The sequence below is a fragment of the Marinomonas spartinae genome (assembly GCF_900089775.1).
Classification (GTDB): Bacteria; Pseudomonadota; Gammaproteobacteria; order Pseudomonadales; family Marinomonadaceae; genus Marinomonas; species Marinomonas spartinae.
In genome coordinates, this window is the sequence record NZ_FLOB01000015.1 from 52709 (window position 1) to 64916 (window position 12208).

The 12208-nt window shown below is 44.0% G+C and carries 9 protein-coding genes; 3 read left to right on the forward strand and 6 right to left on the reverse strand.

The window, feature by feature from the left end; all coding sequences use genetic code 11:
- Positions 1 to 113: 113 nt before the first annotated feature.
- Entirely contained in the window at positions 114 to 1001 is an 888-nt protein-coding gene (locus MSP8886_RS19395) for a LysR substrate-binding domain-containing protein (protein ID WP_067019874.1), read from the forward strand.
- A gap of 202 nt (positions 1002 to 1203) precedes the next feature.
- On the opposite strand, the gene MSP8886_RS19400 is transcribed toward MSP8886_RS19395, so the two are convergent.
- The 4 genes from MSP8886_RS19400 to MSP8886_RS19415 form a co-directional block, all read right to left on the reverse strand.
- Positions 1204 to 1635 (reverse strand): VOC family protein, encoded by a 432-nt coding sequence (locus MSP8886_RS19400; RefSeq protein ID WP_067019982.1) that lies wholly within the window; start codon positions 1633 to 1635, stop codon positions 1204 to 1206.
- A gap of 49 nt (positions 1636 to 1684) precedes the next feature.
- Positions 1685 to 4165: a glycogen/starch/alpha-glucan phosphorylase gene (locus MSP8886_RS19405; protein ID WP_067019877.1), complete on the reverse strand. Its 2481-nt coding sequence runs from the start codon at positions 4163 to 4165 to the stop codon at positions 1685 to 1687.
- Positions 4166 to 4280: 115 nt separating this feature from the next.
- Positions 4281 to 4679, reverse strand: a complete 399-nt coding sequence (locus MSP8886_RS19410; protein WP_067019880.1) for a cupin domain-containing protein — start codon at positions 4677 to 4679, stop codon at positions 4281 to 4283.
- Positions 4680 to 4858: 179 nt separating this feature from the next.
- Positions 4859 to 6598, reverse strand: a complete 1740-nt coding sequence (locus MSP8886_RS19415; protein WP_067019883.1) for an ABC-F family ATP-binding cassette domain-containing protein — start codon at positions 6596 to 6598, stop codon at positions 4859 to 4861.
- Between the two features lie 369 nt (positions 6599 to 6967).
- Between MSP8886_RS19415 and MSP8886_RS19420 the strand changes: the two genes are divergently transcribed.
- Entirely contained in the window at positions 6968 to 8092 is a 1125-nt protein-coding gene (locus MSP8886_RS19420; protein WP_067019886.1) for a DNA alkylation repair protein, read from the forward strand.
- A gap of 15 nt (positions 8093 to 8107) precedes the next feature.
- On the opposite strand, the gene MSP8886_RS19425 is transcribed toward MSP8886_RS19420, so the two are convergent.
- Positions 8108 to 9469, reverse strand: a complete 1362-nt coding sequence (locus MSP8886_RS19425) for a GGDEF domain-containing protein (protein ID WP_067019889.1) — start codon at positions 9467 to 9469, stop codon at positions 8108 to 8110.
- Between the two features lie 48 nt (positions 9470 to 9517).
- Positions 9518 to 10396 (reverse strand): HTH-type transcriptional activator IlvY, encoded by an 879-nt coding sequence (gene ilvY, locus MSP8886_RS19430; protein WP_067019892.1) that lies wholly within the window; start codon positions 10394 to 10396, stop codon positions 9518 to 9520.
- A gap of 221 nt (positions 10397 to 10617) precedes the next feature.
- On the opposite strand from ilvY, the gene ilvC reads away from it, so the two are divergent.
- Positions 10618 to 12090, forward strand: coding sequence for a ketol-acid reductoisomerase (gene ilvC / locus MSP8886_RS19435; protein ID WP_067019895.1), 1473 nt, complete (start codon positions 10618 to 10620; stop codon positions 12088 to 12090).
- The last annotated feature ends 118 nt before the right edge of the window (positions 12091 to 12208 follow it).

Consider the following 12208-nt stretch of genomic DNA (forward strand, 5'->3'; position numbering starts at 1 on the left):
TTTATGCCTCTTTCATTGATAGTGAGTAGGCATAGTGTGTTCGGCAATCGTTTTAGTGACAAATGGTGTTATTTTTCCTATAAAGTAATTATTCTCATCCATAGAGTACCTTTATGTTTCATCAACTCCCTTCTCTAAATGCCATCAAAGCCTTTGAATCCGCTGCTCGGTTAAGCAGTTTTAAAGACGCTGCCAATGAATTGAATGTGACGCCGACGGCGATTTCTCATCAAATCAGAACACTTGAAGACAGCTTAAAAGTAAGATTATTTGAACGAAAAACGCGAGCGGTGACGTTAACGAAAGAAGGCGAATTACTGGCAGCGTCTGCCAATCAATCTCTGCAGGATTTACTCTCAACAGTAAATCAATTAAAAGGATCCCCTCAAACATTCACCATCAGCACCACCAACTCGTTTGCGGCCATGTGGCTGGTTCCCAAGCTTGCGCATTTTCAGCAGCGATATCCAGACATCGATATTCAAATAAGAGCAGAAGAATCTATTATAGATATGGAACATGATAGACGAGTCGATATGGCGATTCGTTACGGAGAGCCGCCTAAACAACTTGAAACTAAGACACTTATTCACCAACCTTTAATTCAAGAATCAATTGGCTTCTTTGCAACACCTGACTATTGGAAAAAACACAATGAAAACCTATCTGAAGCCGTATTTTTCTGTACTCAATGGAAAAACCCAAACCTACCAAATTTAGGAATAGAAGAAACGATAAAAAGCATCGTTGCCAACACTCAACCACATATTCGTTATTTTAACGATGAAAACCTCACCGCCCAGGCCGCACTTTCTGGACAAGGCATCGCCATCATCAGCCAGCTTGCCGTCGCAAACTCGATTAAAAATGGCTGGTTAATGCAAGGTACGGACAAAATGGCAAGATCTATTACTGGTTTACATTACTACCTTGTTATGCCCAAGCGATTGAAAACCAACCAAGCTGCAATTCATTTTAAAGAATGGTTGTTATTGCAATGATTAAAAATAAAGCATACCTGTCCATCCATATCTCCTTCGTTACATCGTCTTATCGTAAATAACTCGGCTAATCACGGTTGTTTCTCCCTATCCTCAGCCTTCGACGCAACGATAAAACAAGCACGGCCTACCAGAACACCCCGTCCTAACCTCCTAACCTTGGAAGACAAAAGGGGAAGGAATAATCTGATAAAACGACATATCAGGTGAGCGCTTTCAACCGACTAGAAATAGGATGGTCGTCTTTGAGTTGTAGCAAGTCCCATAGGTTGCCATATAAGTCTTCAAATACCGCCACTGTGCCGTATTCCTGCTCGGCAGGCGGTCGGATAAAGTGAATCCCTTCGGCGAGCATACGTTCGTAGTCTCGCCAAAAATCATCGGTGTTTAAAAACAAGAAGACACGACCACCCGCTTGGTGGCCGATAAAGTCCATTTGTTCTGGTTTAGAGGCTTTTGCCAATAACAAAGTCACACCCTTTGAACCTGGCGGCGACACGACCACCCAGCGTTTATCTTGCTCTGGCTGGTAGGTGTCTTCCAACAGCTCAAACTTTAGCTTATTAACATAAAAATCAATGGCTTCATCATAGTCTCGAACCACTAGGGCAATATGTACTACGTCTTGTTTCATGTGTTCTTTTTTCTCTTTTTCTAATGGTTCTAAGAGCAGCCAATACGCTTTAAACCGAATAAGGTGGTAATGTCCAAATCTCATCAGCGTATTCTTGGATGGTACGATCCGATGAGAATTTACCCACCCGAGCGGTATTCATCACCGCCATTTTTGCCCAACGCATTTTGTCTTGATAGGCTTCTGAGACGCGTTGTTGGCAATCAACATAAGCTCGATAATCTGCCATGACTTTATAAGGATCCCCACCTTGAAGGAGGCTATTTCGAATATCATCAAAGGCATGGGGGTCGTTTGGCGAGAAATGACCCGAACAGAGCCAATCTAAGGCACCTTTCAGTTCTTCATCTTGCTGGTAATATTGATAAGGCTGGTAACCATGGCGATCCAGTTCTTGGACTTGGTCGACATTGAGCCCGAAGATAAAAATGTTCTCTGGCCCCACTTCTTCCAATATTTCCACATTCGCCCCATCCAAGGTGCCAATCGTCACCGCGCCATTCAATGCCAATTTCATGTTCCCTGTTCCAGAGGCTTCTTTCCCAGCAGTGGAGATTTGCTCGGACAAATCGGCCGCTGGAATAATATGTGATGCCAAGGAAACTCGATAATTGGGCAGAAAGGCCACTTTCAATTTCCCATTAATACGTGTGTCATTATTGATCACATCCGCAACGGAGTTGATGGCATGGATAATGGTTTTGGCTAATGCGTAGCCCGGAGCCGCTTTGGCGCCAAAAATAAAGACCCTCGGGACCATATCTAACTCGGGTGAATTTAATAATCGATGGTAGAGCGTCAGAATATTTAATAGCGTTAAATGCTGACGTTTATATTCGTGCAAGCGTTTGATTTGCACATCAAACAAAGCATGGGGATCCACGTCGATATGACATTCTCTTTTAATAATCTGGGCAAGATGGACTTTATTTTGATGTTTGACGTCCATAAAAGCGGTCAAAAAGTCCTCGTCATCCTGTAAGGTTTCTAACTGACGCAGCCTATCTAAGTTCTTTGGCCAGTCGTTTTCGATACCATATTGGTCAAAGAGTTGCACCAGCCCTTCATTACAATTCAATAACCAGCGGCGTGGAGTGATGCCATTGGTTTTGTTGGTGAATTTATGAGGGTAAAGCTGATCAAAATAAGGGAACAACTCACTCTTGAGTAATTGTGAGTGCAGTTCTGCCACACCATTGACCTTATGGCTTGCAATCACCGCCAAATGGGCCATGCGGATCATTTTATGATTCCCTTCTTCGATGATGGACATCGCCCGTTTGATATCATCCCTACCAGGCCAGTGCTGCTCAACGTCACCTAGAAAGCGATAGTTGATTTCATAGATTAACTGCAAATGTCGTGGTAGAACCCTTTCGAATAATTCCACCCCCCATTTTTCTAACGCTTCGGGCAGTAAAGTATGATTGGTATAAGCGAAAGTACGAGTGACAATATCCCAGGTGGTCTCCCAGCTTAAATGTTTGTCATCCAGTAACGTCCTGGTCAATTCGACAACGGCAATGGCGGGATGCGTATCATTCAATTGGATGGCGGCTTTTTCTGGTAACCTTGACCAATCCGAATTCATCACCTCAAACCGTCGTAAAATATCCGCTAAAGAGCATGCCACAAAAAAGTACTGTTGTATTAAACGCAGCTCTTTACCATTGGCATTTTGGTCATTCGGATACAATACCTTGGAAATCGTTTCCCCAAGGACTTTAGAATGCACTGCTTCTACATAATCGCCCTTGTTGAATTCTTCCAAGTCAAAGTCTTCTGTGGAATGGGAAGACCACAATCGCAAAAAGTTAACGGTTTTCGTGTCATAGCCGGCGACGGGAATATCAAACGGTACGCCCATAACACTTCGTGTATCCACCCAATTCGGCCGACAGTTACCAGCGCTATCGTAAGAGACCTCCACGCGGCCATAAAACTGAATAGTTTGCGAATACTCCGGACGCATGACATCCCAAGGTGTACCATATTTGATCCAAGTATCAGGATGCTCTACCTGTTTCCCTTGCAAGAACTCTTGTTTGAACAAACCAAATTCATAATAAATGCCATAGCCAATCGCAGGTAAGTCTAAGGTCGCTAACGAATCCAGAAAACAGGCCGCTAAGCGCCCGAGCCCTCCGTTTCCTAGACCCATGTCCATTTCTTCATCACAAATTTGCTCCCAATCCAGGCCCAGTTCTTCGATGGCTTGTTTCGCTTCGTGATACACACCAACATTATGAGCATTATTGATCAGCATTCGCCCCATCAAATATTCCATTGATAGATAATACACCCGTCGCACATTCTCTCGCGTATGCGACACCTGCGTTTCTACCATGTCATCCGTAATACGATCACGGATTGCAAGGGACAAGGCCAGCCACCAGTCTCTTGGGGTAGCTTGCTGAGGCAAATGCACCAAGGTATAACGCAAATGATGCAAGATACTGTCTTTCATACTTTGATAAGAAGCCAAACCGTTATGAGAATCTTCATGGGAAGAATCCGTCACTGAAAACATAACCTGCTCACCTTATGATGGGTTAAATGAAAAAGATCGGACTGAAAACAATACGCACTATACAGGTCTTATATTATGTTAATTCGCTCCTGTCACGTCTGATAACCAAATACCGTTATGAGTCTGTTGGTCTCTCTAAAGAGTGGTCAGTGGGTTGTGGTGTCACAGTCATCACCTTGAAGTGGGTCGATGATTCAAATCTATGCCATACATTCTTAGGAACAACGAATAATTCCTGCTCGTTAAGCAGATGCTTTTCTTCCTGACCTTCGATTAATAACACCAGCGTAGTCGTTCCCTCTAAAGCCATGACAATTTCATCACCAACGGAATGCCGCTCCCACTCACTGTTACCAGAGTAATGCCCCACATAAATGGCACCATCTCGGTATTGGGATAATTCAAGAAAGGCCTTACTCGCCCCACCAGAAAAGGCCATTTCTGGTGTGCGATTCGGCAGATATTCCAAGCCCGAAAAGGCCGTTTCAATAGATTTTTTCGCCAATTTACTCATTTAGCTCACCTTTTTTTGTTAGGACGGTTGAACAAATATGGCGCTCAATCGACACGTTTCAAAGGACGATACCACAAATGACTTGGTATTCCGTCACGATCATTTATCCTGTATTTAACACCGAAAGCAGGGCATTTCACGTTCGAAAAGCCCTGCTTACATCAGGAATAAAAGCGACTCTATTCAAGTTGTTGGTTTAAGACAGTCAATTCCTTCTGCCATTGTTGTTGCTTAGCGGGCTTCTGGCGTTTGGGTTTACGAGCCAGATCCTCCTCTAGCAACCGCTCCAATTCGCAAATACGCTCCAATATTCGCTCATCTTCCGTCATGGCCGCTGTAGCAACCGACTCTTCTGGAAATAAAGGAGACGCATCAGTGAGTGCACTTGGTTTACTACCAGCGTCATCTCCCTGAGAAGTGAAATAAACATCACTATCGTGCAGTTCCACCAGCTGACCATTGTGGATCCACCAAAAACGCGTGGCGATATTTTCAATAAACCGCTGGTCATGGGAAGTAAACAGCAAAGAGATGCCCTCTTGCGTCAGGTCAGACTCCAATTCTTCCTTACCCTGCAAATCAATATGGTTGGTCGGTTCATCCATGATCAACAGGTTCGGTTGCTCCAACAGAAAGGTTAGCAGCAAAATACGTGCCCGTTCTCCACCACTGAGTACATTGACTCGTCGGCCATGATCAAGGTAGGGAAAGCCCCATTGGATCAGCACACGACGAATCTCTTCTTGGCTGGCAGTACAGTTTTGCCGGATCCAATCCGCGATTCCCAGTTCAACATTGAACTGCTCAAGCTCTTGGTCAAAATAGCCAATGCGCACATTAGGATTAAAACGGGTGGCACTCTGCTCACCAACATTTTGTTGATGCACCTTTATCAAGTGCTCAATACAGCTGGATTTACCACTCCCATTGACACCCAGTAGAGCAATACGATCACCGGGGCGAAAGTTAAGATCAGCAATGCTAAACAGCGGTCGACCATCCGGACTGCTAATGGTTTCATTTTCAAAAACAAAGACTTGTTTGGTTTTTAAAAACTCACTGTCCACTTTTAACGATAACCCTGACCCTTGAGTGACGAAGGTTTTATTGATTTCCAACTTATCGATGCGTTTTTCCATAGACTTGGCTTTTCGTGCTAAGTCTTCGTTGTCGTACACTTTCCCCCAGGTAGCCAATCGCTTGGCACTGGCTTTTAGCTTATCGATTTCTTTTTCTTCCGCTTCCCGAGTTTTTCGGGCCGCTTCATCCGACTCCGCAAGCGCGACCTTGGCTTGTGAATAAGGAAGATGAAAGGCATAACAACGCCCATCACGAAGCCACAAAGTCCGTTGTGTCACCGAGTCCAATAAATCACGGTCATGGGAAATCATCAGAAACGACGGCGTATCCGGCAAGCTCAAATAACGTTTTAAGCAATACATAGCACGACTGTCCATATGGTTACCCGGTTCATCCAACAACAGCAATTCAGGCTCTTCAATGATGGCACGAGCAAATAATACGAGGTTTTTCTGACCGCCACTGAGAGAGTTTAAGGGACGTTGTAAGGTCGCCTCGTCAAAGCCAAGCTGTTGTAACAAGGTATCAACTTGATAACCACGTACGACCTGTTCATCCGCTGGAATCTTATCCAGTACCGCTTGATGGGCCGAAATGGCTTCTAACTCTGGGGATAAAAATTGCTCAACCAAGCCAATCTTAAGCCCCCGCTGACGATGCAACTGACCGCTGTCTAGCGTCAGCTCGCCAAGAAGAAGTTTTAATAGCGTCGATTTACCGCAACCATTGTGGCCCACAAGGCCAATACGATCGCCAGATTCAATGGAAAAAGACAAAGAGTCAAACAGGCGCTTACTACCCGCTTGATAAGATAATTCGATAACAGAAATTAAAGACATAAATCACCTATGCGCAACATATCAAAAGATAGGCACAGATGAGCACTGACATGTTCAGACGTTGTGTATCAGTTCAGAATAGTAATATCAGCGAAATCTGTGCGTTAACAACAAATTTGCGCTGTGCGTGGATCACCAAGATGAAATGCGAAATCTAATTCACATTGATATGCAATTTCTTGCATGGGTGGCCTCCTTTATCTGACGAGTGAATGGGGTCTAGAAAGTATATACCGCAGTCTGTCAGAATATCAACGCGGCCAACAAAAAGTGTTTTTTTATACTGACAGAAATTGACACAGGTATGTGCCAATATAGCGGCATATTTAGGTGGAATTTAAGATCAAACCGCTGAAGGAAACGAAACCAATGTCTGAACCGTTTAAAAACCTCTTCAATGACACTGTTATAAGAAAAATGGCAGGCCACTTTCAACATCATTGGACAGAGTTTGATGCTCAAGGCTTTACCGAAGCGGCTTGTTATCAACTTGAAACGCTAGAGCTGAAAGAACGCTCAGCGCAAATCACCAAGGCCATGGCCTCTTATTTACCCAAAGATTTTATCCAAGCGGGCAATATTCTGCTTGCCAGCTTGGCAACGGAGTCAGACAGCAACGATTCACATACAGAGGAAAGTGGCATCACAGGTTGGGCCATTATGCCGATGGCGGATTACGTGGGGCAATATGGCATCGACTACCATGAATTTTCGATGACCTTGCTAAACGCCATGACTCGTCGCTTTACCTCCGAGTTTGGCATTCGTTTTTTCTTATTAACGGTACCAGAAAAAACCTTAAATACACTAGATAGCTGGATTACTGACCAAAATAAACACGTACGACGCTTAATATCCGAAGGAACTCGTCCGCGCTTACCTTGGGCGATGCAGTTGCCAGACTTTATTAAAGATCCTACGCTCGTGATTCGATTATTGGAAAAACTCCTCGATGATCCAGAAGAATATGTACGCCGCTCGGTTGCCAACAACCTGAATGACATCGCCAAAGATCACCCTGACCTAGTCGCTGATCTCGCCATCGACTGGATGAAAGGGGCAAATACACCTCGCCAGCAACTCCTTCGTCACGCTTGTCGCACCTTATTAAAACAAGGTCACACCACGGCACTAAAAGCATTCGGTTATGGCACACCAGAATTAAAAAGCCATCAACTGACTATTGCAACGCCGAGCATCTCACTAAACCAATCACTTGTGTTTTCCTTTTCACTAAGCTCAGATCTGAATAAAGACCAAACGTTGATGATTGATTATGTTATCCATCATCAAAAGAAAAACGGCACCACCTCACCCAAAGTATTTAAATGGAAAAAAGTCACTCTGCCTGCGAGTCAACACCTATTTATCACCAAGAAGCACCTTTTCAAGCCCATTACCACAAGAGCCTATTACAGTGGACAACATAGCGTGGAAATCATGATTAACGGCGTCTCTATGGCGAAAGAGGATTTCTTATTAACACTCTTCTGATAGGGCATGGGGGAACTAACCTATTTTCACTTGATTTCGTCCAGCCCCTTTCGCTTTGTACAGCAGCATATCCACACGCTTTAAAATACTAACTTGATCGTCGCTTTCTTGGCTGCCTGTTACACCGAGGCTGATCGTAAACCTAGGAAGAGAAGGCGTGTTGAATGTTTCAACTTTCAAGCGAAGCGCTTCGGCAAGCTTACCGGCCTCATCCAGACCTGTATTTTTTAGTAGAATGGCAAACTCTTCCCCACCAATTCGGAACAGCATGTCGGTCTCGCGGATGAGTTTATTTAACTCCGTCACCAGAAATTGCAACACTTTGTCCCCCACACCGTGACCATGCATGTCATTAATTTTTTTAAAGTAATCGACATCGATCAGCGCAAGACTAAATCGACCGCCACGATTAGCTAACGCTAACTCTTCTTTTAATAACTCATCCCATTTATGACGATTATAGGCGCCTGTTAACTTATCTCGCGTGGCAAGCTCAATCAATTGACGCTCTACTTCATAGCGATTGCTACGCTCTTTAGAAAGCCGATTCGTCAAGATATTCAAATCCGCTTCAAGCACACTAAACTCATCTAAATCTTGATAGGAGTTGGCACCCACTTCATCAGAGTCTTCGCCTAACGTTCGATGTAAAGATTCAATTTTCCAACGAATAGAGCCCACTCGGCTCCGTACCGACTGCACAATATATAAGGTCAAATACGTCCCGATGAACAATGCCGCGATACCTAAGATCGCGTTCACTATCATCAACTCTTGCTCTTGTCTTTCAGTATAAAGAGACGCCTTGAGGGTTAGTTGATCGATATTTTTTAATAACATACCGGACTGAGTATCGAGCTTTTTACAATGCTTTTCTATGTTGCTCCAATGGAGAGAAAAATCGGTATCTCCATGTAAAAAAAACTGGTTTACTAGATGATCAAAAGCCTCCCGTTCAATATGCAATGAGCGAATCTGTTTAATCAATGTTTGATGATCCGCCACTTGTATTCGTACACCGCCACGCTTCAGGCCATTTTGAATGACCTGCATGGCTTTAACTAATTGTTCAGACAATGACCTGTTGTAGTCATTGAATCCGAGCAAGGCTTTCTTTTTCAGTGATGGATGATCGAAAAGAGCTTGTTTTTGTTGACGGATGGTTTCCATCAATAAATGTTGCTTAAGTTGTATAAGCTCTATCTGTGAGATAACGTCCGATAAAGGCACATCAATCTGAGCCACTTCCCGCATTTCATAATTTATTTTCTGCAACTTTAAAACAGAATAAAGAATCACCACAAACAGAAAAGACAACAGAACAAAAGAAAGACTACTCACTTTTCTTGTAATGGAGGCATTAAACCACTTAAACATATATTACTCTTTCTAATTACTCTCTAACGAGACATTGGCAAATAGGTCTTACATCAAACTCCAAAAAGCGTCGACCAAGGGATTTTTTAAGTTTTTCTTCAAGGTAAACAAACCAATGTCGTAAGGCGCTAACTCAGGCTTTACCTCTAGCACCTTAATTCGATCCATCAACGGGCTATTATCTAAGACGATTTTGGGCACTACACCAATGCCAAAGCCTAAACTCACCATGCTCACAATGGCTTCGTTACCCGTTACCTGCGCATAAATCCGTGGCGTAATGTCATGTTGACGAAACCACTCATCGACACGGGTTCGAGACACGCCACTTTCCGACAGGATCATCGGAATGTGCGCCCACTCTTCTGGTCTAGTAGGGGGATTGGCAGGTACATTCGGTACTTGCTGATCTAGTGGCGCAATAAATAACAAAGGTGAAATGGCAATGGGCTTAAACGCCATACCACGGGGTAAATTCGCAGGCCGCGCAGCAATGGTAATGTCTTCTTTACCATCCAGAATGTGCCCGATCGCATGCTCTGGATCACCAGTACGCAGCTTAATCTCAATCGCCGGATAGGCAATGCGAAAACGGCGCAGTAATTCATACAAGAAACTATAACTGGCGGTGACCGAACCATAGAGACTGATTTCACCACTCAGCTCATCGGGATTATCCGTCAGCTCATGGCGGATCAAATCCCATTGCCGACTAGTATCACGGGCGTACTTGAGAAACTTTTGTCCTTCTTTGGTCAACACAACAGTGCGATTATCACGATTAAACAACACAACACCTAGTTCATCTTCTAAGTGTCGAATGTTACGCGACAAGGCCGAAATACTGATATGACATTCGTCGCTAGCGCGCCCGAAATTCAATGCTTCTGCTAACGCAAGAAATTGCTTGATCGTTCTAATCTTCATAACACACCTTCGCCTACGAACTACTCATCATAAACCATGTTTGCAAAAAGTGGGACACTATATTGCGAATATATCAATTTACGAAAAAATGTTACTAGGATAGATTAGCTCTACTCGCAGAACGTCATCAGAATCTTGCTTGGCGGCTGTGTCATCCATTTTTAATATCGGCATGCTGTTATGGCCGATACATTAAACATAAAAACTAGGAAATGTTTACCATGGCTAACTACTTCAATACATTGCCGCTACGCGAGCAACTAGAACAACTGGGCAAATGCCGTTTCATGGACATGTCAGAATTTGCGGATGGCGTAGAAGCGCTAAAAGGCAAAAAAATGGTTGTCATCGGTTGTGGTGCACAAGGTCTTAACCAGGGCTTGAACCTACGTGACTCTGGCCTTGATGTTTCTTACGCGTTGCGTCCAGAAGCCATCGCTCAAAAACGTCAGTCTTGGAAAAACGCCACAGAGAATGGTTTTACTGTTGGTACATACGAAGACTTGATTCCAACAGCTGATGTGGTTCTTAACCTAACACCAGATAAACAACACTCTTCTGTTGTTGAAGCGGTTATGCCACTTATGAAAGAAGGCGCTTGCCTATCTTACTCTCACGGTTTCAACATCGTGGAAGAAGGCATGCAAATTCGTGACGACCTAACGGTTATCATGGTAGCACCTAAGTGCCCAGGTTCTGAAGTACGTGCTGAATACGTTCGTGGCTTTGGTGTTCCAACACTGATCGCTGTTCACGAAGACAACGATCCTAAAGGCGAAGGTCTAGCCCTAGCAAAAGCTTACGCAGTGGGTACTGGCGGTCATAAAGCAGGCGTTCTAATGTCTTCTTTCATCGCCGAAGTGAAATCTGACTTGATGGGTGAGCAAACTATCCTTTGTGGTATGTTGCAAACAGGCTCTATCCTTTGCTTCGACAAAATGGTTGAAGAAGGCATCGATCCAGGTTACGCCTCTAAATTGATCCAATACGGTTGGGAAACTGTAACTGAAGCATTGAAATACGGCGGCGTGACCAACATGCTAGATCGTCTTTCTAACCCAGCTAAAATCAAAGCATTTGATCTGGCTGAAGAACTTAAGCAAATCATGCGTCCTTTGTACAACAAGCACCAAGACGACATCATGAGCGGTCATTTTTCTAAAACCATGATGGAAGACTGGGCAAACGACGACAAAAACTTGCTTCAATGGCGTGCAGATACCGCTGAAACCAACTTCGAAAAAACGCCTGCTGGCGACGTAGAAATCTCTGAACAAGAGTACTTCGACAAGGGTATCTTGATGGTGGCTATGGTGAAAGCAGGTGTTGAGCTAGCATTTGAAACCATGACGGCTGCGGGCATCATTGCAGAATCGGCTTACTATGAGTCTCTACATGAAACCCCACTCATCGCGAACACCATCGCTCGTAAGAAACTGTACGAAATGAACGCGACGATCTCTGATACAGCAGAATACGGTTGTTACCTGTACAACCATGCTTGTGTGCCTCTATTGGCTGATTTCATAAAAGGCATCAAGTCTGACGTCATCGGTAAAGGGCTTTCTGTAGAAGACAATGGCGTAGACAACGCTCGTTTGATCGAAGTAAACACAGCGCTTCGCTCTCATCCAGTTGAAGCGGTAGGCTCTGTTTTACGTGGTCATATGGCGGACATGAAAAAAATCGTTTAATACGATTATTGCGCTCGCCAATACTTTGTTAAAAATAGACTCGTATTGGCTTCGCTCATAACATCGTCATTTTCATTTAAAAAGCCGAGCTTCAGAACTCGGCTTTTTTGTCTTTCTT